The following is a 23,255-nucleotide window of genomic DNA, read 5'->3' on the forward strand; positions in this document are numbered from 1 at the left end:
ACCGAGTTGAGGCGATCGCGAGCAAGCCCGCTCCTACAAGGGTTTCAGGGTTTTTCGAGGGTTTTTTGTCGCAGGATGTAGATGCTCACCAGCACGGCACTGGTCAGCATAAAGCCCCGGGCCCATGGCAAGGGTACCAGGTAGCAGGACAGGCCAATGCTCAGCCACATCAGGCCAATGGCGTAGACCTTGCCCTTGAGCGGGATGCCATTACCGTCCAGGTAGTCGCGGATCCATGGCCCGAGCCGTGGGTGCTCGACCAGCCATTGATAAAAACGCGGCGAACTGCGCGCAAAGCATGCGGCAGCCAATAGCAGAAAGGGGGTTGTAGGCAGTACCGGCAGAAATATGCCGATCACCCCCAGGGCTACGCTCAGCCAGCCAATGGCAAACAAAGCGTAGCGCAGCAACCGCGGGCGGTTGCCGAGTGGGGGCTGAACCACTAAAGGATCAGTGGTGGCGCGGTTTGAGGATCGCCGGCTTTTCGTCTGGCGCCTGGCACAGCAGGTACAGGGCCGTCAGCGCTTCCGGAATCTGAACGATCATGTCGTCCATCAGGTTGGCATCTTTGGCGATGTCTTCGAATTCTGGCTGATCATCGAACAGGCCCGAGCCCACCATGATTGGCAGCAGCATTTCGCTGACTTCTTCTTCGGCGGTTTCGAACCAGGCGGCTTCGCGCATGAATACGCCTTCCATAAAGCCTACACACCAGCCGCGCAGGTCGGAATCATCCGGCTCGTCGCCCAGATCCAGGTCGCATGGCAATTCGAACTCTTCATCGGATGCCAACTGGCGAGCGATATGTGCCTTGAGCTGGATCAGCGTGCCTTCGATTTCGGCGCGCTGGGCGTCGTCCTTGTAGTGCGGGGCTTCGGAGAAGATCGCGTCGATCCATTCGCGCTCTGGCACTTCCTCGGAACAGATGGATAGGGCAGTCAGATAGCCGTGGGTGGCCACGTAGTCCAGCGCCTCGTCATGCAGCTCGTCGGCGTCGAGGAAGGCTTGCAGGCGGGTTAGTTGCTCAGCGAAGGACATTAAGTGTTACCTAGTAAATAAACGATAGTGAATTCTAGGCTTTCTTGAGCTTCCAAGCCAGTCGCAGGGCACATTTGCCATCAGTTCCCGGTTATCGGTGTTGCAATTACACCCCCCGCAGCGGGGGAGTGCTCGGGTATACTGCCGCGTTTTGTGATGCCCTGCGTTAAATGTCGCGTACCGGTGGCCTGGGTCCGAGCCTTTTAGAGGCTTGCGGGCGTAGCGGATCGTGCTGGCGCAGGGGTGTTTCGGCGATTTCTGGAGTTTCTATGCTCGAACAGGCTCAACGCGTACTCAAAGACATCTTCGGCTACGACAGTTTCCGTGGCCGCCAGGGTGACATTATTGAGCGCGTGGCCAATGGTGGCGACGCCCTGGTGCTGATGCCCACCGGCGGCGGCAAGTCCCTGTGCTTCCAGGTGCCGGCCTTGCTGCGCGATGGCCTGGCCGTGGTGGTATCGCCGCTGATTGCCTTGATGGACGACCAGGTCGCGACCCTTGAAGAACTCGGGGTGGCCGCGGCGTCCTTGAATTCGACCCTGAGTGCCGAGCAGCAGCGCGAGCTGGCCAACCGTATCAAGCGCGGCGAAGTCAAGATGCTCTATCTTGCGCCGGAGCGTCTGGTGCAGCCGCGCATGATGGCGTTTTTGCAGAGCCTGGACATCGCCTTGTTTGCCATCGACGAAGCTCACTGCGTATCGCAATGGGGCCACGACTTCCGCCCTGAATACCTGCAGCTGGGCCAACTGGCTGAAGTGTTTCCCACTGTGCCGCGAATTGCCCTGACGGCCACGGCCGACAAGCGCACCCGCGAAGAGATCGTCACTCGCCTGCATTTGCAGAATGCCGAACGCTTTTTGTCGAGCTTCGACCGTCCCAATATTTTCTATCGCATCGTGCCCAAAGAGCAGCCGCGCAAGCAGTTGCTGGCGTTCTTGTCGGAGCGTCGCAGCGATGCGGGCATCGTCTACTGCCTGTCCCGTAAAAAAGTCGATGAAGTCGCGCAGTTCCTCTGCGATCAGGGGTTCCCGGCCTTGCCATATCACGCCGGCTTGCCCAGCGACACCCGGGCTGCCAACCAGAAGCGCTTCCTCAACGAGGAAGGGCTGATCATGGTAGCCACCATTGCGTTCGGTATGGGCATCGACAAGTCCAACGTGCGTTTCGTTGCGCATCTGGACTTGCCCAAGTCCCTAGAGGCGTATTACCAGGAAACCGGCCGCGCAGGCCGTGATGGTCTGCCGGCGGATGCCTGGATGGCCTACGGCCTGCAAGACGTGGTGATGCTCAAGCAGATGCTGCAAAACTCCGAAGGCGACGAGCGACACAAGCGTCTGGAGCACCACAAACTCGACGCCATGCTGTCGCTGTGTGAAGAAACCCGCTGCCGCCGTCAGACCCTGCTCGCTTACTTTGATGAAGAAATGCCACAACCTTGCGGGCATTGCGACAACTGCGTGGACGGCGTGCAGACCTGGGATGCCACCGAACCAGCGCGTCAGGCGCTGTCAGCGATTTATCGCACGGGCCAACGTTATGGTACCGGACACTTGATCGACGTGCTGCTGGGTCGCGAAAACGAAAAAGTCCGCAGCTTTGGCCATCAACATCTGTCTGTTTTTGGTGTGGGCAAAGCCCGCGCCGAAGGCGAGTGGCGCACGCTTTTCCGCCAGCTGGTGGCCCGTGGTCTGGCTGACATCGATATTGAAGGCTACGGCGGCCTGCGCCTGAGCGACAGCTGCCGGCCGTTGCTGCGTGGCGAAGTGACCCTGGAGCTGCGTCGCGAGCTCAAGCCGCAAACCTCGGTCAAGAGCAGCTCTGCCAGCCCGGCCAGCCAGCTGGTGCGTGGCGAAGAGCGCGAACAGTGGGAAGCCCTGCGTGCCCTGCGGCGCAAACTGGCCGAGGAGCACGGCGTACCGCCCTATGTCATCTTCCCCGACTCCACGCTGCTCGAAATGCTGCGCAGCCAGCCCACCTCGATGTCCGAGATGGCCAGGGTCAGCGGTGTCGGTGCACGCAAGCTGGAGCGTTATGGCGAGGCATTCCTCGAAGTGCTGGGCGGGCAGGGCGAAACACCGAAGGTGGTGGCCGATATCCGCCACGAACTGATCAGCCTGGCCCGCGCCGGCATGACTCCGCTGCAGATCAGCGGGCAATTGCAGTGCTCGGAAAAGAACGTTTACACCATGCTGGCCGAAGCCATAGGTCGTCAGGAGCTGTCGCTGGAGCAGGCACTGGACTTGCCTGAAGAGCTGATGGAGGAAGTACAGGATGCATTCCTCGATGGTGAAGGCGAGCTGCCGAGCGTGGCCAGCATCGCCGAGCAGTTCAAGGGGCGGGTACCTGAGGGGGTGCTGTATTGCGTGCGTGCAGCCCTGCAATCGGAGTTTGAAATCTAGCTATTACGGGGATTATGTAACGATTGATTGACTTATAGGCCTTGCCTATGAGCAAACGGCATGCTTAGCTGACTAATAATTAGTTTCACTCTATTTTCAGTCTAAACATTGAGTTTTTTATGCCGTTAACCGATCAACACCGTTTTGGTATGCAACTGGCCCAAATGTCCCGTGGTTGGCGTGCCGAGCTGGATCGTCGTCTCGCTGGCCTGGGCCTGTCCCAGGCACGCTGGCTGGTGCTTTTGCATCTGGCCCGTTTTGACGAGGCGCCCACGCAGCGCGAGCTGGCCCAGAGCGTTGGCGTTGAAGGTCCGACACTGGCTCGTCTGCTTGACAGCCTCGAGGCGCAGGGGCTGGTGCAGCGTCACGCGGTGGTTGAAGACCGCCGTGCGAAAAAAATCGTCTTGAGTGATTCTGCCCGCCCGCTGATCGAACAGATCGAAGCCATTGCCACGGCGTTGCGTCAGGAACTGTTCGTGGGTATTGATGAAGAAGAAGCGCGCATTTGCCTGCGTGTGCACAAGCGGATACTGGATAACCTCGAAAAGAACTGATCTCACACATCCCTGTTGTGGGAGCGAGCCTGCTCGCGATGGCATCACTGCGGCCTGTCTAAAAGACCACGCTGCCAGCATCGCGAGCAGGCTCGCTCCCACAGTAGTCTGTTTTCTAGCCGTCAGAACGTCTGCCCCAGGTTCAGATACAGCGCTTTCTGGTCATCATCGTTGAAGCCGTAGCTGAAGTTCAGCGGCCCCAGCGGCGTGTCAAAGCCGATAAAAATGCTCGCCGCATTGATATAGCCGCTGTTGTACTCGTTGTCGTTGTTCCAGGCACGTCCGCGCTCCAGAGAAGCGCCGGCATACAACGGAAAATCAAACGGCAAATACGAGCGGGGCGTGAGGCGACGATAATAAACGGCGCGCATCAGGCTTATATTCTGTGCCGAAATCGCATCTTCCCTGAAACCCGAGAGTTGTCGTGCCCCGCCGAGCAAGAAGCTCGAGGTGACAATTTCAGTCTTGTCCAGAGTACGTCCGTAACGCCCGCCCAATATCCAGGTATTGGGGCCTGAACTCATGGCTTTGTCCAGTTTGAATTCCCACTGTCGATAGCGCTCATCCGAGCCAAGGCTCGGGTCGAACTGGCGCAGGCTCAGGCTGATGTCTTCTCCTGAATGGGGGAAGTACACGTTATCCAGTGAGTCGAATGAGTACTTCAAATCATAGGATCCCTCTTTGAAGTTGAGGCTTGGCATGTCGCGCTCACCGATGCGTACGTCAGCCTTGCCCCATGCCTCACCGATGCCCAGGCGAATTTCACCGCTGTTACCAATTTGGCGACCAAAGTTAAGACCAAAGCCATAGCGCTCCAGCCGGTACTCGGCAATAGGGTCGTTCTCGTCGATGATTTCCACGTTTTGTGACTGGGCGCGGATATAGGGGGCGACAAAGTAGCGCGAGCCGGCATCCAGGGGCTGGTAAAATTCGCTGTACAGCTCTTGCTTGTCGCCAATCTGCACCCGCGTCAGCCATTCGGCACCCAGCCGGTTGATGCCGTTGACTCGGTAGCTGGCACCAATATTGAACGCGCTGTCGCCGCGCATGTCGTCCGACAGGTTCAGCCCCAGGCGCAGGTAGTCAGTACCGCTGCGCTTGCCTTTGGCGCTGATGACCAGGGTGCGCTCCTTGCCCTTGTGCACCACGCGGTATTGCACCTGATCGAAGTAATCGAGCCCGTACAACGTGCCCATGTCACGTTGCAGGCGGCCCAGGTCCAGGGGCTCGCCGATGGGCTGGCGAATATAGTAGCGGATTACCGAATCGCCGATTTTCGAGTCGTTTTCGATCTTGATCGCGGTAATCACCGGAGTGCGTTCTTCGGGGGGGCGGGCTTCAGCCAGTTGCACGTCCGTAGGTTGACGCAGGCTGGCGAGGCGTTTCTCAAGCACCTGCGTGGCCCTGTAGCCTGCATTGATGATGTCAAGTGAGCGGCCAAAATCAGTGGCGCCATAGCTGGCCAGGGCGGGCTGAATCAAAATATCGTCAGGCTTCAATGATGCCAGCTGCACTTCTGAATTGCTTCGGGTCATCAGGGTGATCGACTGGTTGAGGATGTCGAACACGGTGTTGAGTTGTTTGCGCCCCCGCAACGGGGTGCCGATATCCACCACAATGACCATGTCCACGCCCATCTCCCGGGCCACATCCACCGGGATATTGTCGACCATGCCGCCATCGACCAACAGCTGGCCGTTGATCTCGACCGGGGCGAATACCGCCGGGATTGACATGCTGGCGCGGATCACCTGGGGCAGATGCCCTTTGCGAAACACCACTTTTTCGCCATTGACGATATCAGTGGCCACGGCGCGGAACGGGATTGGCAGTTTGTCGAAGTCGCGCACATCACTGCTGTGGGCCAGCAGGCTTTCGAGCAGCAATGCCAGGTTCTGGCCCTGAATCACGCCCAATGGCAGGCCCAGGCTGCCATCGTCGCGGAAACTGAGTTGTTGCTTGACCAGAAAGTCGCGGTCATCCTGCTTGCGCCGAAAAGGTATGTCTTCGCGCTCCGGCGCATCGGACAGGGCCTCTTGCCAGTCGATGCTCAGCGCGAGTTTTTCCAGCTCATCGATTTTGTAGCCGGAGGCATACAGACCGCCAATCACTGCGCCCATGCTGGTGCCCGCGATGGCATCGATATGAATGCCCTGTTCTTCCAGGGCCTTTAATACGCCAACGTGGGCCAGGCCACGGGCCGCGCCGCCGGACAGCACAAGGCCGACTTTGGGTTTGGCGGCTTCGGCGGCAAACAGCACCAAAGGGCAAAGACACAGAAACAAACAACAGAGCAGGCGGCGCATCATGAGTCTCTGGGCAAGCGAAAAAGGCGGCTATTATAGCGGCGCCTTCCTTTCAAGAGCCTTTGAAATCATGTCGATCAATAAACCCGAAATTGTCATTACCTACTGCACCCAATGCCAGTGGCTGCTGCGTGCCGCCTGGCTGGCTCAAGAGTTGCTCAGCACCTTTGCCGAAGACCTGGGCCGGGTCGTGCTGGAGCCTGGCACCGGTGGGGTGTTTCGCATCACCTGCGACGGTGTGCAGATCTGGGAACGCAAGGCTGACGGCGGCTTTCCCGAAGCCAAGGTGCTCAAGCAGCGAGTGCGTGACCAAATTGACCCGCAGCGCGACCTGGGGCACAACGACCGGGCTCAGTGAGCGGCGGCGTTCAGCCCTGCCTTATCGGGTGCGGGGCCGCTGCGCATGCGGCTCGACACCACGATGGCGACGATTATCAGTACACCGCCCAGCAGCATGCGCAGCGAGGGTGTTTCATGGAACAGCAACCATGCCAGGGTGATGCCATAGACCGGTTCCATGGCAAAGACCACGGCGGCAGTGCGCGCCTTGATTACTGCCAGGCTGGCGACGAACAGGCTGTGTGCCACGCCGGTGCAAAACACCCCGAGCAGACCGATCCATAGCCAGTCCAGCGGGCGGACTTCGCTCAATCCCGGGCCGGCAAAGGGCAGCAGGCACAACGCGACCACCGCGTTTTGCCACATGGCGGCCTGCACGGCGGGCATCCGCCCCGAGTTGGCGCGGTTGTTCAGCGACAGCAGTGAAAACAGCAACCCGGAAGCGACGGCCCACAGCAGCCCTTCGGTGGCCTGGCTGGCCAGGTCAAAGCTTGGCGTGACCAGGATCAGCCCGATGCTGACCAGCGCCACCAGAACTATTTCGTTGGGACGAATGCGTTCGCGAAAAATCAGTCCTTCCAGAATCACCGTGAACGCCGGGAAACTGGCAAAGCCCAGGGTTGCAATCGCGACCCCGGCGATTTTTACCGAGACAAAAAAGCTTATCCAGTGCCCGGCCAGCAGCACACCGCTCAGCAGCAAACTGCGGGCGTCGCGCAGGGTCAGTCGGTACCAGGCGCTGCGTTTGGCCAGCGCGGTGAAGCACAGCAATGCCAGCACTGCGAAAGCGGCGCGGCCAAATACGATGATCGAAGCCGATGCAGCGGCAAGTTTGCCGAACACGCCAGTCAGGCCAAACATCAAAGCGCCGATATGCAGGGCGCCCAGGGCAGTACGCGGAGTCATTGCAATCCTTGGTTCAATACAGGCAAGGCGTGCAGTCTACGGGGCAGGGCGGGGAGCTGTCTGTCGCGACACTGGCGTCAGTTGTCGCCAGACTCGCGTCTCAGCACCGAAGGCGAGGCACCGAATTCGCGCAGCATGGCGGCGGCGAACGCGCTTTGCGAGTTGTAGCCAACGCGGCTGGCTATTTCGCCTATGGCCAGGGCGCTTTGGCGCAGCAGCGTCAGGGCACTGCGCAGGCGTCGCTGGCGGATGTAGTCCATTGGCGTTTGCCCGCACTCGCTGGCAAAGCGGCTGTGCAAGCGGGCGCAGGACAAGCCTGCAATTTGAGCCAGATCCGCAACCTGTAACGGGTAGGCAGTATTCTGCTCAATATAGGCATCCATGGCCGCGTAGGGCAGGCGTTTGGGTTGCGCCCGTTCACCGGCAAGGTTAGTCAGGCTGGCGAGCAGCAGAATCGCACCCTGGCGGGCAATCAACGGGTCGTTTATCGGGCTGGTGGCGAGCCAGTCGACCAGTTGATGCTGTTTCGGGTCGAGAGGCAGCTGTGCGGGGTTGTCGAGCAATCGGCGGCTGGCATCGGCGTGCCCACCCAGGGACTGGCCCAGCCAGTTGTCACCAGGCACGTCCAGCACCAGGCAGTGGCTGCCTTGCGGGCTGCCGCAGGTGTGGTGGGCGCCCGCAGGCACGACCATCAGCTGTTGCTGGCGCAGCAGGCTGGGCCGGCCCTCGACTTCGAAATCCAGCTTGCCCGACAAGCTGATCACCACCTGCGCATGTTCATGGCTATGGGCAATCAGGTCGTGGCGGTAATGGCGCAGTGACAGGATTTGGTCCATGACAGGTCTCTTCTGTGGATCAGTGCCGCCAAAATGCCGGAATGCACAATACAAACACGGTAATGATCTCCAGTCGCCCAAGCAACATGCCCAATGACAAAATCCACTTGGCCGCATCCGGCAGGCTGGCGAAGTTGCCGGACGGCCCGATGATCTCGCCCAGCCCTGGCCCTACGCCCGACACCGTGCTGGCGGCGCCGGTCAGGGCGGTCATCCAGTCCAGTCCCAGCAGCGACAGGGCCAGCGCGATCACGCAGATGGTGATGGCGAAGAAAAACGAAAAGGTCAGGATCGAGCGTACGATTTCTTCGTCGAGGCGGTGGCCGTTGTACTTTTGCTTGATCACCGCTCGAGGGTGGATCAGTTGATTAAGGTTGGCCTTGAGCAGGATATAGGCGACCTGAAAGCGGAAAATCTTGATCCCGCCTGCAGTCGAGCCCGAGCAACCGCCGATAAAGCCCAGATAGAAGAACAGCATCAGCGAGAAATTGCCCCACAGGCTGTAGTCACCCAGAGCAAAGCCCGTGGTCGTTACTACCGAGGTCACGTTGAGCGCGACATGGCGGAAGGCGTCCCACCACGGCATGTTGGTAGTCCACCACAACCAGATGCTGAGTACGAACCAGGTCACGACCAGCAAGCCGAGCAAGCCTTGTACCTGCTGATCCTTGATCAGGGCCTTGCGATGGCCGCGCAGGGTGGCCACATACAAGGTAAACGGCAAGCTACCCATGATCATCACGGCAATGGCGACCCAGTGCACCGCCGGTTGCGACCACTTGGCCAGTGACTGGTCGGAGGTCGAGAAACCACCGGTGGAAATGGCCGACATGGCGTGGTTGATCGCATCAAACACGCTCATGCCCGCCCACCAGAACGCCAGGCTGCCCAGAATGGTGATGCCGACGTAGGTGGCGACAATCAGGCGGGCCACCATGTGCGAGCGCGGCATGACCTTTTCGGAGCGGTCAGAGGACTCGGTCTGGAACAGGCGCATGCCACCGATGCGCAGCAGGGGCAAGATGGCTACCGCCATACCGATAAAGCCGATGCCGCCCAGCCAGTGCAGCATCGAGCGCCACATCAGAATGCCGGGGGACATGGTGTCCAGGCCGCTCAACACCGTAGAGCCGGTGGCAGTGATACCGGACATGCTTTCAAAAAAAGAATCGGTATAGCTGATGTGCTGCGTCAGCAAAAACGGCAGTGCGGCGAAGATGCACACCACCACCCAGCTGGACACAGTCAGCAGATACATGTCCCGGGGGCGCAGATGCACCTGCTCGGGGCGGCCCGGTATGACCAGCGCCAGGCCGGCAATGAAGGTAATCAGGCTGGCCCACAAAAAGGATGGCAAGTCGCCCAGGTGGTCGTAAATCACCAGGGTCAGCATGGGCACGGCCATGCTGATCGCGAGCGTAATCAGGAAGATGCCGATAATGAAACCGATGATGCGTAATGTCGGCAACGCCATGAAGTCAGCTCGGGGATGAAAGAGGGGCGCCATTCTACCTGTGGTCCGGGCTATGTAAACCGCCAAGCCTTCGGGAGATACCGTTAGAATAGCTGCACATTTTCTTCAGGAGGTGGCCAATGGAGGCTCTCGACGCTTTGCTCAACCGTGTTTCTGCCCCGCGCCTGCTCGATCCGGCGCCAACGGCTGAGCAACGTGAAGTACTTTTCGCCGCCGCCTTGCGTGCGCCGGACCACGGTCAGTTGCGTCCTTACCGGTTTTTGACGGTTGAAGGCGCTGCGCGCAATCAACTGGGTGAAATCCTCGCCGAGGCCGTGCTGGCACAAGGTGGCGAAGTGACCCAGGCCGCCCTGGACAAGGCTCGCGCCATGCCCTTGCGCGCCCCTTTGGTGGTGGTAGTGATTGCCCGTTTGCAGGACCACTTCAAGGTGCCGAAGGCTGAGCAGCTGATTACCGCAGGTTGTGCGGCCCATGCCATTGAGCTGGCAGCTTATGCCCAGGGCATTGGCGCGGTATGGCGCACCGGCGAGCTGTCGTATGCACCGCATGTGGCCAAGGGTTTGGGGCTGGGTGAGGGCGAGGAAGTGGTGGCGTTCCTGTATTTGGGCACGCCGCAGAACGAGTTGCGCGTTGCGCCCAAGGTGGACAGCGCCGAGTTTGTGCAGGCGTGGTCGGTTAAGTAGCCCTGTAGCAATATCCGTAGCAGCTGCCGAAGGAACGAGGCTGCGTTCGGCGGTGTAGCCACCGCAAAATCAGCGCACGCGATTATTCAGTTAAACCGCGGATTCTGATTTTACGATTGCTTTGCAATCGGACGCAGCCTCGTTCCTACGGCAGCTGCTACGCGAGCAAATTGCTGCGAAACCTTTACAGGTTACCGTCCGGTTTCAGCGGTAACTCCAGGGTGGCAACAAATCCGCCATCCGGGTGATTGCCCAGCATCAGCCGCCCGCCATGGCGTTCCGCCGCCCGTCGCGCAATGGCCAATCCCAGCCCGTGGCCGGCCGCGGTCTGGCCGGGTGCGCGGAAAAACGGCTCACCCAATTGCGCCAGGTACTCTTCAGCGACCCCCGGGCCATGGTCGCGAACCTTGATGGTGATGTGTTCGCCTTCGCGCTTCGCACTCAGTTCAATCGGCTGGCCAGGCGGGTTGAAGCGCTGCGCGTTGCGCAACAGGTTATCCACGGCGCGCTCGATCATCGTTGGCCAGCCGTTGAGGCCCAACCCCTGTTCGGCTTGCAGCAGTACGGGCTGCTCGGGGGCCAGCATCGAGGCGTCTTTTTGCACGGTGTTGAGCAGTGCATTGAGGTCGACCTGCTCGGCGCTGGCCTGATCAGCATCGACCCGGGCCAGGGTCAGAATCTCGCTGATCAACGATTCCAGCCGGTCGCACTCGCGGGTCAGGCGTGGCCACAGTTTTTCACGTTCTTCAGGCCCGGCGCGTTCAGCCAGGGCCAGAGCGATCTTGAGTCGGGCCAGGGGCGAGCGCAGCTCGTGGGACACATCACGCAGCAGTTGGCGCTGGCTGCCGATCAGGCTTTGCAGGCGGGCACCCATGCGGTTGAAGTCGGTGGCCAGCACGCCAAATTCATCACGTCGCGACGCCAACTGCGCCAGGCTGTTCTGTTGGTAAGTGGTTTGCCCAAGGTCATGCACGGCAACGCGCAGACGCTTGAGCGGGCGGGTAATCGAGAGCGTCACCATCAGGCTGAACAGCGTCAGCACCACCAGCGCAATCCCCAGTGCGCTCAGAGGCCAGATCAGGCTCTGGCGGTGCCAGGCATCCAGTTCCGGGTGCGGGATGCGGTAAATCAGCAAATAGGTTTCGGCGGTTTTCGGGCTGGTGTATTCGACGGTCAGGCGACGCCATGGCAACTGTTCTGTGCCCGGATTCTGGCGGGCTTCCCAGGCGGCTGCCCGACGCGGGAAGGTGCCACGTACCAGCGGGTCGCCACTTTCGTTGAGCACTTGCACGTCGATGTGATAACGGCGCTTGCGCCGTTCAAGGAAATCCTGCGCCGCATCGGCGCCCTGAGTTTCGTAACGCTCGGTCCACTGTTGCGCCAGATTGGCGATCCCGGGATGACGGCTGAGAATCCATGCGTCCTGATTGAGCATATGCCCCAGCAGGATCGACAACCCTGCGACCAGGGCAATCGCCAGCCAGAAGCTGGCCAGAATGCGCCAAAACAGTGATCGCACGGTAATTCCTCACAAGTCATTGATTGAAACGACCAAAGCCCAACGGCGTGAGCCGTTGGGCTTGGTGGGCAGACAGATTATTGCGCTTTTGGCGCTTGCTGTGCTTTCCAGTCCTTAAACTCTTTCATCTCGGCTTGACGCTCGGCGCGTTTCTTTTGCATCTCGTCGAAGCGTTTTTGCTGATCAGGCTTGAGCAAGGCGCGAATATCGCTCTGGGTTTTGTCGTGCTTGGCCTTCATCTCGTCTTTCAGGGCTTTCTGGTCGGCGGCTGGCAGTTTTTCCAGGTACTTCTCGACCAGTTGCTTGCGATCATGCATTTGCTCGCCCATCAGCTTGCCGATCTGCTGGCGCTGCTCGCGGGTGAGGTCCAGCTGGCTGTAAGGGGCGTCGCCGCGACCGTGGTGCTCGCCGCCGTGACGAGGGCCCATCTGGCCGTCACCACCAGGCATGGCCATTGCGACGGTTGGCAGTGCTGCAGCAAACATCAAAGCAATTAGAGTCTTACGCATGGTGTGTCTCCTTTGAATTTGGATTCCGGTTGTTCCGGATGCGCCCAGTTTAGGGAGATCAAGGTCAATCGCTGTCAACCGTGGGTAAAGCTTTTGTAAAGACGGTTTTGCCGGGGATTTACACAGGGTGAGGGCGCTTTTCTCAGACGCTGTAGAAATACCCGCGGCTGCGCAGTGCCACGATGCGCGGGCTGCCATCCGGGTGCGGGCCGATCTTTTTGCGCAGGTTGCTGATATGCATGTCCAGGCTGCGGTCGTACAGGGTCAGCTTGCGGCCCAGGGCGATCTGCGCCAGTTCCTGTTTGTCCAGCGGCTCACCCGGTTGGCGCAGCAGGGCTTCAAGGATGCGGCTTTCAGACACGGTCAGGGTAATGTCGCGCTGGTCGATGGTGACCACGCCGCGCATCGGGCTGAAACACAGGTCGCCCAGCTCCATCTGGCTGGACACCGCCGCCGGGTGGCTGCGGCGCAACACGGCGCGCAGGCGGGCTGTAAGCTCGCGAGGGTCGCAAGGTTTGGCCAGGTAGTCATCGGCGCCCAGCTCCAGGCCCAGGATGCGGTCCAGCGGTTCGCCTCGGGCCGAAAGCATCAGCACCGGCAGATCAGGGTGGTCGTTGCGCAATTGCTTGAGCAGCTCAAGGCCGCTGCCGTCGGGGAGCATGACATCCAGCACCACGGCATCGGGGCTGGACTCTGCCAGCGCCTTGCGGGCGCTGGCACCGTCGTGGCATGCGCGAACCTGAAAGCCTTCCTGGCTCAGCCAACTGACCAGCAGCTCACACAGCTCCTGGTCATCATCTATCAGTAACAGGTCGCTCATGACTTACTCGATTTGACCGGTGCCGGTGCTGTTTGCGCCGGCTGCCGGTAAAGATACAGGTTACGGCAGGACTTGCTTGAACGGCTTGACGCTGACATTGGCATATACGCCAGCGGCAACGTAAGGGTCGGCTTCGGCCCAGGCCTGGGCAGCGTTCAGGGATTCGAACTCGGCCACGATCAGGCTGCCGCTAAAACCGGCAGCGCCAGGGTCATTGCTGTCGATGGCCGGGTGCGGGCCGGCCAGTACGATGCGGCCTTCGGCTTTCAGTTGTTGCAAGCGCTCAAGGTGCGCAGGGCGGGCAGCCAGGCGAGCTTCGAGGGAATTGGCGACGTCTGTTGCAATGATGGCGTAGAGCATGTCAGTCCTTGGTCTTGGGGGTGGTATCAGTCGGGTCGGTGTCATGCAGATGGCGCGACAGGTAAATGCCCTGGGCGATCAGGAACAACACAGTCATGCCCAGGCTGCCGAACACTTTGAAGTCGACCCAGATGCTTTGGTAAGTGAATGCCACGAACAGGTTGGCCGCGCCGCAGAACAGGAAAAACCCGATCCAGGCCACGTTCAGGCGGGTCCAGATCGCATCTGGCAGGCTCAGGGCGTGGCCCATCATGCGCTTGATCAGGACCTTGTCGCCGATAAAGTGGCTGCCGGCAAACGCCAGGGCAAACAGCCAGTTGACCACCGGGGCTTTCCATTTAAGGAAGGTTTCGCTGTGGAAGGCCAGGGTCAGGCTGCCGAATACCAGGCAGGCGATCAGGGTCAGCCATTGGCTTTTTTCGAGTTTGCGTTGCTTGATAAACAGCGCGCCATACACCACCAGCGAACTGATGATCAGCATGGCGGTAGCGCTGTAGATACCGCCGACCGACAGGCTGTGCCCGCCGATTTCGACGATGCGCGGTTCGATTTTGTAAACGATGAAAAACAGTAACAGCGGGATGAAGTCGATGAATTGTTTCACAGTGGCAGCCAGAAGCAGGATGTGGCGGCATAATAACAAACATCAATGACAGCGAAAGCGTCAGCTAGAGGTTATTAAATCCCCGTGGAAATTGACTTGCATTGCCATAGCACGGCATCCGATGGCGCCTTGGCGCCTGCGGTACTGGTCGCGCGTGCGTTCGAGAAAGGTGTGCGAGTCCTGGCCCTGACCGATCACGATACACTTGAAGGCCTCGACGAAGCCCGCGCGGCGGCGCAGGCGCTGGGCATGACATTGGTCAACGGCGTGGAGTTGTCTTGCACCTGGGGCGGGGCGACGATTCATGTGCTCGGCTACGGTTTCGATGTCAACGCCCCGGCGCTGGTCGAGGCCATTGCCAAATTGCACGATGGCCGCTGGCTGCGCGCCGAAGAGATCAGTCGCAAGCTGGCGCTCAAGGGTATGCCTGGTGCGCTTGAAGGCGCACGGGGTATCCAGCAAGCCTTGGGTGACAGCGGCAACGCCCCGGCCCGTCCGCATTTTGCCGATTTTCTGGTCGAGGCCGGTTACGTCAAGGATCGCGCCGAAGCCTTCCGCAAATGGCTGGGGGCCGGCAAGCTGGGGGACGTCAAGCTGCACTGGCCGACCCTGGAAGACACCGTCGCCACCCTGCGCGCAGCAGGCGCCTGGGTCAGTCTGGCGCACCCCTCGCACTACGATTTTACCCGCAGCAAGCGCCGACGGCTGATTGGCGACTATATTCAAGCTGGGGGTCACGCGATTGAAGTGGTCAACGGGTACCAGCCGGCCGATCAGGTTGGCAGCCTGGCGATCCTTGCGCGTGAGTTCGGTCTGCTGGTCAGTGCCGGCAGTGATTTTCATGGTCCAGGAGGGTGGTCCGAGATCGGCGAATACCGTCCGCTTCCGGAAGACTTGCCGCCATTGTGGTGTCGATTCAAATATGACAAACCCACTGCCAACGTCTGAACAGGTAAACACTGTGAGTCAATTTTTCCAGATTCATCCGGAAAACCCACAACCGCGTCTGATCAAACAGGCCGTTGAAATCATCAAGAAGGGTGGGGTGGTGATTTATCCTACCGACTCGTCCTATGCCGTCGGTTGCCAGATGGGTGACAAGGGTGCGATCGAGCGGATCAAGCGCCTGCGCAACCTGGACGACAAGCACAACTTCACCCTGATGTGCTGTGACCTGTCGCAGTTGGGGCTGTTTGCCAAGGTGGATACCGGCATCTTCCGTCTGCTCAAGGCGCATACGCCGGGGCCGTACACCTTTATCCTCAACGCCACCCGCGAAGTGCCGCGCCTGCTGCTGCACCCTAAACGCCGTACCATTGGCCTGCGCGTACCGAGCCATCCGATTGCGCTGGCATTGCTTGAAGAGCTGGGCGAACCGCTGATGAGCGTGACCCTGATCCTGCCGGGCGAGAGCGAGCCGATGGAAGACCCGTATGAAATCCGTGATGCCCTGGAAAAACAGGTCGACCTGATCATTGACGGCGGTTTTGGCGGCAACAAGGCCTCCACTGTCATCAGCCTGGTGGACAGTGGTGACCCCGAGATCGTGCGGGTGGGCTGCGGTGATCCTCAACCCTTTATGGTCGAGGCCTGATGTCTGACGTAGAAGCACCTGAGGCCCGGGCCGGTGCCCAGCAAGAACTGTCTCTGGCCATGGTCTATGGCCAGGCGGTCATCGAAATGCCGCAAGACCTGTATATCCCCCCGGATGCACTGGAGGTGTTTCTTGATGCTTTTGAAGGCCCGCTCGACCTGCTGCTGTACCTGATCCGCAAGCAAAATATCGACATTCTCGACATTCCGGTGGCGGAAATTACCCGCCAGTACATGGGTTATGTCGAGCTCATGAAAACCGTGCGCCTGGAGCTGGCGGCCGAGTATCTGGTCATGGCCGCGATGCTGGCCGAGATCAAGTCGCGGATGCTGTTGCCGCGTTCGGCCGAAATCGAGGAGGACGAGGGTGACCCCCGTGCCGAGCTGATTCGCCGCCTGCAGCAATACGAGCGCTTCAAGGCTGCCGCTGAAGGCATTGAGAGGCTCAGCCGGGTAGGGCGCGAGATCTATGTGCCCAAGCTCGATGCCCCCGAAGCACGGGCGCGCAAACTGGTACCGGATGTGGCGCTTGAAGAGCTGCTGATGTCGATGGCCGAAGTGCTGCGCCGCACCGACATGTTTGAAAGTCATCAGGTCAGCCGTGAGGCCCTGTCGACCCGCGAACGCATGAGCGACGTGCTTGAGCGTCTCAAGGGGGGTGGCTTTGTGCCCTTTGTCGAGCTGTTTACCGCTGAAGAAGGCAAGTTGGGTGTAGTCGTGACCTTTATGGCCATTCTTGAACTGGTCAAAGAGTCGCTGATCGAGTTGGTACAAAATGAACCCTTCGCGCCGATCCATGTGCGGGCAAGAGCCGAATAAAGAGCTGAAACCATGAATTTGACTGAACCCCGCGAGCTGGCCCCCTTGCTTGAGGCCTTTCTGCTGGCCTCGGGAAAGCCGCAGAGCCTTGAGCGCCTGTTCGAACTGTTTGAAGAGGGCGAGCGCCCGGAACCGCCGGTCTTCAAGAAGGCCCTGGAACTGCTGCGCAAATCCTGCGACGGCCGCGCCTTTGAACTGAAAGAAGTTGCCTCCGGCTATCGCCTGCAGATCCGCGAAAAGTACTCGCCCTGGGTCGGACGTCTGTGGGAAGAACGCCCGCAACGTTACTCGCGAGCCATGCTGGAGACCATGGCGCTGATCGCTTATCGCCAGCCCATTACCCGTGGCGAGATCGAAGATGTGCGCGGTGTGGCGGTCAACAGCCATATCGTCAAGACACTGCTGGAGCGCGAGTGGATTCGCGTGGTGGGTTATCGTGACGTGCCGGGCAAGCCCGCGATGTTTGCCACCACCAAGGGCTTTCTTGACCACTTCAACCTCAAGAGCCTCGATGAATTGCCGCCACTGGCCGAGCTGCGCGAGCTGGAGCCGGATCCGATCCTCGATTTTGACGATGCTCCGGTGCCTGCGCATCTTCAGGCGCTGGCCGACGAAAGCGCCGAGCCGGAAGAGCCGAAAGACGAAACCAGCTTCCGCACCCTGCTGACGGAACTGGACTCGATGGAGGAAGGTCTTAAAACTGACTTTGATGATTTGCTGCGCGACGTTGCGCCAGTTGAAGCTCTAGAGCCTGAGCCTGAGCCCGAGCCCGAGCCCGAGCCCGAGCCGGAAATAGAAGCCCAACCACAACCGCAGCAACCCTCTGCGGCCGAGTTGGCCCGCGAGCGATTGCGCGCTGCGGTTGCTGCACTTGAGCAGCGATCTGCCTTGAGCGACGAAGAGCTTGAGGCTCAGGCCCTGGCCGAAGCCATCGAACAGGAACGCCGCGAGCAGGAAGACTGATGCACTCCCATTAAGGATCCTGGCAAGCCGCGGATTCTGCGGGCAATGCATGACCCGTGGGAGCTGGCTTGCCTGCGATGCAGACGACGCGGACTGTCAGGCACACCGCAGCGATGCCATCGCGAGCAAGCCCGCTCCCACACAATTTTCGGAGGGCTGCCATGACTGCAACCAAAGACCCCTGCATCGGTGTCTGCAAGTTCACCGACGACATTTGCCTGGGCTGCGGGCGGACCAAGCGTGAAATCAAGGCTTGGAAGAAACTCGACAAAGACGAAAAACGTGCGGTGCTGGCCGAATCCGCCCTGCGTTTACTGGCGCTTGAGGCCACCGGCCGGCGGAAAACCAAGTGAGCCACGCACTTCGTGACTAGCCTTTGATGCGCAATGGCCAATATCCGCGTATGATTCGCGACCCTCTGGGGCTCAGCAGAGCCCCAAGGCCCATTTTTAACACTTCAGGCGCTCGCCTGAATTGACACACCGGGAGGTGCCCAGATGAAAGATCTCGACCCTAAAGACGGCCAGGAAATTGGCCCTGCAGGCGAAAAACTGCAAAAAGTCCTCGCCCGTATTGGCGTTGGCTCGCGTCGCGACGTAGAGAGCTGGATCAGCCAGGGCCGGATCAAGGTCAATGGCAAGGATGCAACCCTGGGTCTGCGCGTAGACCTGCACGACGCCATCACCATCGATGGTAAGGTGATCAAGCGTGAAGAGGCAGCCGAATCGGTTCGCCGCGTGATCATGTACAACAAACCCGACGGCGAAATCTGCACCCGTGACGACCCTGAAGGCCGTCCGACCGTGTTCGACAAACTGCCGCGTCCAAAAGAAGGCCGCTGGATCAATATCGGTCGTCTGGACATCAACACCACCGGCTTGCTGATGTTCACCACTGACGGTGAGCTGGCCAACCGCTTGATGCACCCTTCGTACGAAATGGACCGTGAATACGCGGTACGTGTGCGTGGCGAAGTGGATGACGACATGATTGCCCGCCTCAAGGCCGGCGTTGTGCTGGAAGACGGTCCGGCGCGTTTCACCGACATCAAGCAGGCGCCAGGCGGCGAAGGCTTCAACCATTGGTACCACTGCGTAGTGATGGAAGGCCGTAACCGTGAAGTGCGTCGTCTGTGGGAATCCCAGGGCCTGGTGGTCAGCCGCCTGAAGCGCGTACGTTTCGGTCCGGTGTTCCTCAACTCCGATCTGCCGATGGGTCGCTGGCGCGAAATGAGCCAGTTCGAAGTGGACATTCTCAGCGCTGAAGTCGGCCTCACGCCGGTTGCCATGCCTGAGATGAACGCCAAGAGCAAAGACAAGCTTGAGCGCATGCAGCGCAAATCCTCGCGCCCTGTGGCCCGTGGTGACCGTGTTGCCCGCGTGCTGCGCCCGGCTGAAGGTGCACCTGTTGCGCCGCGTCCGGCACGCCAGCCGCATATCGAAGGCGAGCGTCCGGGCCGTCCGGCTCGTGATGAATCGGCTCGTCCGGCGCGCAAGCCTGCCGGCCGTACTGATCGTGTGCCAGCAGGTCGTGGTGCGCCAGTTGCCGAGCGTCCGAGCGAAATCAACAAGCGTCCAACCAAGCCAACCCGTAACGGGCCAAAGCTGGTTGACGATGCGCCGTCGGGCAAGCGTCGAGGTGCCCCGGCAGGTTCGGGCCAGCGCCCGGGCTTCGGTCGTCGCAAGCCGCAGTAAGCGGTAAGCGCGGTACAAAAAACGCCAACCCCCAGGGGTTGGCGTTTTTTTATGTCTGCGAAATGCTGATGGCAGCTGCTACGGGTCGTAATTCGCGTGGCAAATAATCGTTACACCATGTCAATAAACCTATACGAATTCAGCCACTTACCGACCCTAAACCGCTGAAATCATCCCTTTGTAATGAAAACCTTCCGAGATTTACAGAATTAGGACAGTTCCTACATAAATTGCGGCTTGTTTCGTATTGCAATCGGCTGTGTGATGGGATCTTGCCTTCGTGCGGGTGTACAATGCGCCGCGTTTTAACTGTGACTCAATTGCGTACCCGCGCATTTTGCGCCGCTCGGCGTTACACCGAACGGCCAAAACCTCAAGGCTATCCGCCTTGATAATTCCGCAATGCCACAAGCGTTGTGGGTTTGATTCCGTCACAGATAAAAACAAACAGGTGACGCATGACTCGTGAAACAACCTTGGATTCCTGGCGCCTGCGCTGGGGTTTGATTTGTGTTGTAGACCCTTCGATCACTGCCTCTGGTGCTCAAGTTACAACGCACTGAATCACATCAAACCTTGTGTGGGACCTTTGCAATGAGTGGAAATACCTCGCATTCGGGCGAGCTTAAACGCGGCCTGAAAAATCGTCATATCCAGCTGATAGCCCTCGGTGGCGCGATTGGTACTGGCCTGTTTCTCGGTTCGGCCGGGGTGCTCAAGTCGGCCGGTCCATCGATGATTCTGGGCTATGCGATCTGCGGCTTTATCGCGTTCATGATCATGCGCCAGCTCGGTGAAATGATCGTCGAAGAGCCGGTTGCCGGTTCTTTCAGCCACTTTGCCCATAAATACTGGGGCGGTTTCGCCGGCTTTATGTCGGGCTGGAACTGCTGGGTGCTGTACATTCTGGTGGGCATGTCGGAGCTGACCGCCGTCGGCAAATATGTGCACTACTGGTGGCCGGAGATCCCCACCTGGGCCTCGGCAGCGGCCTTCTTCGTGCTGATCAACCTGATCAACCTGACCAACGTCAAAGTGTTTGGCGAAGCCGAGTTCTGGTTCGCGATCATCAAGGTCGTGGCAATTGTCGGCATGATCGCCCTGGGCAGCTACCTGCTGGTCAGCGGCAGTGGCGGTCCTCAGGCTTCGGTCAGCAACCTGTGGGAACACGGTGGTTTCTTCCCGAACGGGACGACCGGCCTGATCATGGCCATGGCCTTTATCATGTTTTCCTTCGGCGGCCTGGAAATGCTCGGTTTCACCGCAGCTGAAGCCGACAAACCACGCACCGTGATCCCGAAAGCGATCAACCAGGTGATCTACCGCATCCTGATTTTCTATATCGGTGCCCTGGTAGTTCTGCTGTCGCTGACTCCGTGGGACTCGCTGCTTGAAACCCTGAATGCCGGTGGCGACAGCTACAGCAGCAGCCCGTTCGTGCAAGTGTTCTCGATGCTGGGCAGCAACACCGCTGCGCACATCCTCAACTTCGTGGTCTTGACCGCAGCATTGTCGGTGTACAACAGCGGCACCTACTGCAACAGCCGCATGTTGCTTGGTATGGCGCAGCAGGGCGATGCGCCGAAAGTGCTGGCCAAAATCGACAAGCGCGGCGTGCCGGTCAACTCGATCCTGGCCTCGGCGGCGGTGACGGTCATTGCAGTACTGCTCAACTACCTGATGCCCCATGATGCGCTGGAACTGCTGATGTCCCTGGTAGTGGCGACCCTGGTGATCAACTGGGCGATGATCAGCTACTCGCACTTCAAGTTCCGCCAGCATATGGACAAGACCGCCCAAGTCCCGCTGTTCAAGGCGCTGTGGTATCCGTACGGCAACTACATCTGCCTGGCGTTTGTAGCGTTTATCCTGGTGATCATGCTGTTGATCCCGGGGATTCGCGTGTCGGTGTACGCGATTCCGGTGTGGGTGGCCTTTATGTGGCTGTGCTTCGTGATCAAGAACAAGCGCGCTGTACAGGCGCAGGCAGCGGCTTACAGCTCTGCCAAATAAACGCTGTGTTTAACCCTGCAAACCCGGCCATTGCGCCGGGTTTGTTGTTTGTGGGGTATCCTTGATGCTCTGAACACGGACCCTTTTTTGATGCTGGTGATTTCCAACAACGTGCATATCCCTGATGCCGAGATCGAACTGACGGCCATTCGCGCCCAGGGTGCGGGCGGGCAGAACGTCAACAAGGTTTCGAGCGCCATGCACCTGCGCTTTGATATTCCCAATTCGTCGTTGCCGGATTTTTACAAGGAGCGGCTGCTGGCGCTGCGTGACAGCCGCATCACCAGTGATGGCGTGCTGATTATCAAAGCCCAGCAATACCGCACCCAGGAGCAGAATCGGGCTGATGCGCTGGAGCGTCTGGCGGAGTTGATCGTCAGCGCCACCAAGGTGGAGAAAAAGCGCCGCCCGACCAAGCCGACCCTGGGCTCAAAAAAACGTCGGCTGGAATCCAAGACCAAGCGCGGCAACATCAAGGCGGGGCGGGGCAGGGTGGATTTCTAGAGGGCAGCAGCAGTCCTGTGGGAGCGGGCTTGCCCGCGATGGCATCACCGTGCTTTACCTGGCACACCACTCCGTCTACATCGCGGGCAAGCCCGCTCCCACAGGTTTAATCACCCTGAGCGCGAGCTAGGACGCTCTTGCGTTCTGCGCCTGGCGATACAGATAAACACTCAGCATCAACCCGCCTAGCGCCGCCAGCGCCGCAAACAGAAAGATCGAAGCAAAGCCGAACCCTGCCGCCACGGCACCCACCAGCGGCCCGGTGATGCCCAGCGACAGGTCGATAAACAGCGAATACGCACCCACCGCAGCCCCCCGGCTGGAGGCCGGCACCAGGTTGACCGCCTCAACCCCCAGCGCCGGGAACACCAGCGAAAAGCCAAAGCCGCTCAAGGCCGCGCCCGCCAGGGCCAACTCCGGGTTGGGTGCCAGCCACAACAGCAGCAAGCCCAGCGTCTCGACGCTCAGGCAGGCAATCGCCACGCGAAAACCGCCGATACGGTTGATCAGGTTGCCAAACAGCAAACGCGCACTGATAAAGCTGGCGCCAAACAGGCTCAGGCACAGCGCTGCGTTTTCCCAGTGGTTGGTCGCGTAATACAAGGTGATAAAGGTGGCGATGGTGCCAAAGCCGATTGAGCCCAGGGCCAGTCCGGTGCCGTGGGGCAACACTCGCCCCAGTACATGCAGAAACGGCAGGCGTACGCCGCTGACAATGGGGGCCGCCAGTTTTGGCCAGGCCAGCAGTACGCCCAGTGCTCCCAGGGCAATAATGCTTGCTCCCAGGCTCCACATGCCCAGGTGGCCGACCATGACCACGCCCAAAGGTGCACCAATGGCAATGGCGCCGTAGCTGGCGATGCCATTCCAGGAAATCACCTTGGCCGTGTTCTGCGCGCCGACCCGGCCAATGCCCCAGCCGATGGAACCGGAACCCACCAGGCTTTCCGCGCTGCCCAGCACCAGCCTGCCGATCAACAGGCTGGCAAGGCTCCAGGCCGGCATGCTCGTCAGCCAGCTGGAAATCAGCATAAATACGCCGCTCAGGCCGCAGCCGGCCAGGCCAATCATCACGGCGCGCTTGCTGCCCCGGGTATCGATATAGCGACTGGCGTACGGACGACTCAATAGTGTGGCCAGATATTGCACGCTGATTACCAGCCCGGCGATCACAGTGCCGTAACCGAGATGGTTGTGCACGTAACCCGGCAGTACGGCCAGTGGAATACCGATGTTCAGATAGCCGATAAAGGTAAACAGGACGATGGAAACCACTTGCAGCGTGATTGCCATGGGGCGCTGTGTTTCAGGCATGGGGTAGG

24 protein-coding genes are annotated in these 23,255 nt (G+C 59.8%); 12 read left to right on the plus strand and 12 right to left on the minus strand.

The annotated features are described in order from the left end of the window. Nucleotides 1-44 precede the first annotated feature (44 nt). Both HBN79_RS07410 and HBN79_RS07415 read right to left on the minus strand, forming a co-directional pair. Nucleotides 45-443 (minus strand): YbaN family protein, encoded by a 399-nt coding sequence (locus tag HBN79_RS07410; protein WP_169916488.1) that lies wholly within the window; start codon nucleotides 441-443, stop codon nucleotides 45-47. A 7-nt stretch (nucleotides 444-450) separates the two neighbouring features. Next, nucleotides 451-1,038 carry a YecA family protein gene (locus HBN79_RS07415; RefSeq protein WP_095002653.1) on the minus strand — a complete coding sequence of 196 codons (588 nt, stop codon included), beginning with the start codon at nucleotides 1,036-1,038 and terminating at the stop codon, nucleotides 451-453. A 269-nt stretch (nucleotides 1,039-1,307) separates the two neighbouring features. On the opposite strand from HBN79_RS07415, the gene recQ reads away from it, so the two are divergent. Beyond that, complete coding sequence (recQ, locus tag HBN79_RS07420; protein ID WP_095024137.1) at nucleotides 1,308-3,437, plus strand: DNA helicase RecQ; 2,130 nt, start codon at nucleotides 1,308-1,310, stop codon at nucleotides 3,435-3,437. Nucleotides 3,438-3,556: 119 nt separating this feature from the next. Continuing rightward, nucleotides 3,557-3,991 (plus strand): MarR family transcriptional regulator, encoded by a 435-nt coding sequence (locus HBN79_RS07425; RefSeq protein ID WP_095002651.1) that lies wholly within the window; start codon nucleotides 3,557-3,559, stop codon nucleotides 3,989-3,991. A 122-nt stretch (nucleotides 3,992-4,113) separates the two neighbouring features. On the opposite strand, the gene HBN79_RS07430 is transcribed toward HBN79_RS07425, so the two are convergent. Next, complete coding sequence (locus tag HBN79_RS07430; protein ID WP_169916626.1) at nucleotides 4,114-6,297, minus strand: patatin-like phospholipase family protein; 2,184 nt, start codon at nucleotides 6,295-6,297, stop codon at nucleotides 4,114-4,116. Nucleotides 6,298-6,367: 70 nt separating this feature from the next. On the opposite strand from HBN79_RS07430, the gene HBN79_RS07435 reads away from it, so the two are divergent. Further along, complete coding sequence (locus HBN79_RS07435; protein ID WP_095002712.1) at nucleotides 6,368-6,655, plus strand: SelT/SelW/SelH family protein; 288 nt, start codon at nucleotides 6,368-6,370, stop codon at nucleotides 6,653-6,655. Here HBN79_RS07435 and HBN79_RS07440 read toward each other — a convergent pair. The 3 genes from HBN79_RS07440 to HBN79_RS07450 all read right to left on the minus strand — a co-directional run bounded on the left by HBN79_RS07440 (nucleotide 6,649) and on the right by HBN79_RS07450 (nucleotide 9,852). Next, nucleotides 6,649-7,542: a DMT family transporter gene (locus tag HBN79_RS07440; RefSeq protein WP_169916489.1), complete on the minus strand. Its 894-nt coding sequence runs from the start codon at nucleotides 7,540-7,542 to the stop codon at nucleotides 6,649-6,651. The two genes, HBN79_RS07435 and HBN79_RS07440, sit on opposite strands and share 7 nt — an antisense overlap. Nucleotides 7,543-7,619: 77 nt before the next feature. Beyond that, nucleotides 7,620-8,378, minus strand: a complete 759-nt coding sequence (locus HBN79_RS07445; RefSeq protein WP_095002648.1) for an AraC family transcriptional regulator — start codon at nucleotides 8,376-8,378, stop codon at nucleotides 7,620-7,622. 19 nt (nucleotides 8,379-8,397) lie between these two features. Then, nucleotides 8,398-9,852, minus strand: a complete 1,455-nt coding sequence (locus HBN79_RS07450; protein ID WP_095002647.1) for a TrkH family potassium uptake protein — start codon at nucleotides 9,850-9,852, stop codon at nucleotides 8,398-8,400. Nucleotides 9,853-9,971: 119 nt separating this feature from the next. Between HBN79_RS07450 and HBN79_RS07455 the strand changes: the two genes are divergently transcribed. Next, a complete protein-coding gene (locus HBN79_RS07455; protein WP_095002646.1) occupies nucleotides 9,972-10,535 on the plus strand; it encodes a nitroreductase family protein in 564 nt (187 codons plus the stop codon). Nucleotides 10,536-10,719: 184 nt separating this feature from the next. Here HBN79_RS07455 and HBN79_RS07460 read toward each other — a convergent pair whose 3' ends face one another. From HBN79_RS07460 to HBN79_RS07480, 5 genes are all read right to left on the minus strand, one after another. Continuing rightward, the gene (locus HBN79_RS07460) at nucleotides 10,720-12,054 is read right to left on the minus strand and encodes a HAMP domain-containing sensor histidine kinase (protein WP_095021119.1); all 1,335 of its coding nucleotides are present in this window, start codon (nucleotides 12,052-12,054) and stop codon (nucleotides 10,720-10,722) included. A gap of 77 nt (nucleotides 12,055-12,131) precedes the next feature. Beyond that, nucleotides 12,132-12,563 carry an LTXXQ domain protein gene (locus HBN79_RS07465; protein ID WP_095002644.1) on the minus strand — a complete coding sequence of 144 codons (432 nt, stop codon included), beginning with the start codon at nucleotides 12,561-12,563 and terminating at the stop codon, nucleotides 12,132-12,134. Between the two features lie 142 nt (nucleotides 12,564-12,705). After that, the gene (locus HBN79_RS07470) at nucleotides 12,706-13,383 is read right to left on the minus strand and encodes a response regulator transcription factor (RefSeq protein WP_095002643.1); all 678 of its coding nucleotides are present in this window, start codon (nucleotides 13,381-13,383) and stop codon (nucleotides 12,706-12,708) included. Between the two features lie 60 nt (nucleotides 13,384-13,443). Continuing rightward, on the minus strand, nucleotides 13,444-13,743 hold the full coding sequence (locus tag HBN79_RS07475) for a YciI family protein (protein ID WP_095002642.1): 300 nt from the start codon (nucleotides 13,741-13,743) through the stop codon (nucleotides 13,444-13,446). A 1-nt stretch (nucleotide 13,744) separates the two neighbouring features. Next, complete coding sequence (locus HBN79_RS07480) at nucleotides 13,745-14,347, minus strand: septation protein A (protein WP_095002641.1); 603 nt, start codon at nucleotides 14,345-14,347, stop codon at nucleotides 13,745-13,747. Between the two features lie 84 nt (nucleotides 14,348-14,431). Here HBN79_RS07480 and HBN79_RS07485 point away from each other — a divergent pair, with 84 nt between their 5' ends. From HBN79_RS07485 to arfB, 8 genes are all read left to right on the plus strand, one after another. Further along, complete coding sequence (locus HBN79_RS07485; protein WP_095025656.1) at nucleotides 14,432-15,295, plus strand: PHP domain-containing protein; 864 nt, start codon at nucleotides 14,432-14,434, stop codon at nucleotides 15,293-15,295. 13 nt (nucleotides 15,296-15,308) lie between these two features. After that, nucleotides 15,309-15,941 (plus strand): L-threonylcarbamoyladenylate synthase, encoded by a 633-nt coding sequence (locus HBN79_RS07490; RefSeq protein WP_088377747.1) that lies wholly within the window; start codon nucleotides 15,309-15,311, stop codon nucleotides 15,939-15,941. A 119-nt stretch (nucleotides 15,942-16,060) separates the two neighbouring features. Beyond that, a complete protein-coding gene (locus tag HBN79_RS07495) occupies nucleotides 16,061-16,759 on the plus strand; it encodes a ScpA family protein (protein WP_169916627.1) in 699 nt (232 codons plus the stop codon). A 12-nt stretch (nucleotides 16,760-16,771) separates the two neighbouring features. Next, nucleotides 16,772-17,722, plus strand: coding sequence for an SMC-Scp complex subunit ScpB (gene scpB / locus HBN79_RS07500; protein ID WP_169916490.1), 951 nt, complete (start codon nucleotides 16,772-16,774; stop codon nucleotides 17,720-17,722). Between the two features lie 161 nt (nucleotides 17,723-17,883). Continuing rightward, on the plus strand, nucleotides 17,884-18,075 hold the full coding sequence (locus HBN79_RS07505) for a DUF1289 domain-containing protein (protein ID WP_095002636.1): 192 nt from the start codon (nucleotides 17,884-17,886) through the stop codon (nucleotides 18,073-18,075). Nucleotides 18,076-18,219: 144 nt separating this feature from the next. After that, complete coding sequence (gene rluB, locus HBN79_RS07510) at nucleotides 18,220-19,416, plus strand: 23S rRNA pseudouridine(2605) synthase RluB (protein WP_088377744.1); 1,197 nt, start codon at nucleotides 18,220-18,222, stop codon at nucleotides 19,414-19,416. Nucleotides 19,417-20,010: 594 nt separating this feature from the next. After that, nucleotides 20,011-21,429, plus strand: coding sequence for an amino acid permease (locus HBN79_RS07515; protein WP_095002635.1), 1,419 nt, complete (start codon nucleotides 20,011-20,013; stop codon nucleotides 21,427-21,429). Nucleotides 21,430-21,519: 90 nt separating this feature from the next. Continuing rightward, nucleotides 21,520-21,933 carry an alternative ribosome rescue aminoacyl-tRNA hydrolase ArfB gene (gene arfB, locus HBN79_RS07520; protein ID WP_086799653.1) on the plus strand — a complete coding sequence of 138 codons (414 nt, stop codon included), beginning with the start codon at nucleotides 21,520-21,522 and terminating at the stop codon, nucleotides 21,931-21,933. Between the two features lie 126 nt (nucleotides 21,934-22,059). On the opposite strand, the gene HBN79_RS07525 is transcribed toward arfB, so the two are convergent. Further along, nucleotides 22,060-23,247, minus strand: coding sequence for an MFS transporter (locus HBN79_RS07525; RefSeq protein WP_169916491.1), 1,188 nt, complete (start codon nucleotides 23,245-23,247; stop codon nucleotides 22,060-22,062). Between the last annotated feature and the right edge of the window lie 8 nt (nucleotides 23,248-23,255).

The organism is Pseudomonas sp. WS 5051 (assembly GCF_012985715.1).
GTDB classification, from domain to species: Bacteria; Pseudomonadota; Gammaproteobacteria; order Pseudomonadales; family Pseudomonadaceae; genus Aquipseudomonas; species Aquipseudomonas bubulae.

What these genes read in the sequence shown, in the direction of transcription:
- HBN79_RS07415 (WP_095002653.1), bottom strand. Translation starts at nt 1,038, where the DNA reads ATGTCCTTCGCTGAGCAACTAACCCGCCTGCAAGCCTTCCTCGACGCC.
- recQ (WP_095024137.1), top strand. Translation starts at nt 1,308, where the DNA reads ATGCTCGAACAGGCTCAACGCGTACTCAAAGACATCTTCGGCTACGAC.
- HBN79_RS07425 (WP_095002651.1), top strand. Translation starts at nt 3,557, where the DNA reads ATGCCGTTAACCGATCAACACCGTTTTGGTATGCAACTGGCCCAAATG.
- HBN79_RS07430 (WP_169916626.1), bottom strand. Translation starts at nt 6,297, where the DNA reads ATGCGCCGCCTGCTCTGTTGTTTGTTTCTGTGTCTTTGCCCTTTGGTG.
- HBN79_RS07435 (WP_095002712.1), top strand. Translation starts at nt 6,368, where the DNA reads ATGTCGATCAATAAACCCGAAATTGTCATTACCTACTGCACCCAATGC.
- HBN79_RS07440 (WP_169916489.1), bottom strand. Translation starts at nt 7,542, where the DNA reads ATGACTCCGCGTACTGCCCTGGGCGCCCTGCATATCGGCGCTTTGATG.
- HBN79_RS07445 (WP_095002648.1), bottom strand. Translation starts at nt 8,378, where the DNA reads ATGGACCAAATCCTGTCACTGCGCCATTACCGCCACGACCTGATTGCC.
- HBN79_RS07450 (WP_095002647.1), bottom strand. Translation starts at nt 9,852, where the DNA reads ATGGCGTTGCCGACATTACGCATCATCGGTTTCATTATCGGCATCTTC.
- HBN79_RS07455 (WP_095002646.1), top strand. Translation starts at nt 9,972, where the DNA reads ATGGAGGCTCTCGACGCTTTGCTCAACCGTGTTTCTGCCCCGCGCCTG.
- HBN79_RS07465 (WP_095002644.1), bottom strand. Translation starts at nt 12,563, where the DNA reads ATGCGTAAGACTCTAATTGCTTTGATGTTTGCTGCAGCACTGCCAACC.
- HBN79_RS07470 (WP_095002643.1), bottom strand. Translation starts at nt 13,383, where the DNA reads ATGAGCGACCTGTTACTGATAGATGATGACCAGGAGCTGTGTGAGCTG.
- HBN79_RS07475 (WP_095002642.1), bottom strand. Translation starts at nt 13,743, where the DNA reads ATGCTCTACGCCATCATTGCAACAGACGTCGCCAATTCCCTCGAAGCT.
- scpB (WP_169916490.1), top strand. Translation starts at nt 16,772, where the DNA reads ATGAATTTGACTGAACCCCGCGAGCTGGCCCCCTTGCTTGAGGCCTTT.
- HBN79_RS07505 (WP_095002636.1), top strand. Translation starts at nt 17,884, where the DNA reads ATGACTGCAACCAAAGACCCCTGCATCGGTGTCTGCAAGTTCACCGAC.
- rluB (WP_088377744.1), top strand. Translation starts at nt 18,220, where the DNA reads ATGAAAGATCTCGACCCTAAAGACGGCCAGGAAATTGGCCCTGCAGGC.
- HBN79_RS07515 (WP_095002635.1), top strand. Translation starts at nt 20,011, where the DNA reads ATGAGTGGAAATACCTCGCATTCGGGCGAGCTTAAACGCGGCCTGAAA.
- arfB (WP_086799653.1), top strand. Translation starts at nt 21,520, where the DNA reads ATGCTGGTGATTTCCAACAACGTGCATATCCCTGATGCCGAGATCGAA.
- HBN79_RS07525 (WP_169916491.1), bottom strand. Translation starts at nt 23,247, where the DNA reads ATGCCTGAAACACAGCGCCCCATGGCAATCACGCTGCAAGTGGTTTCC.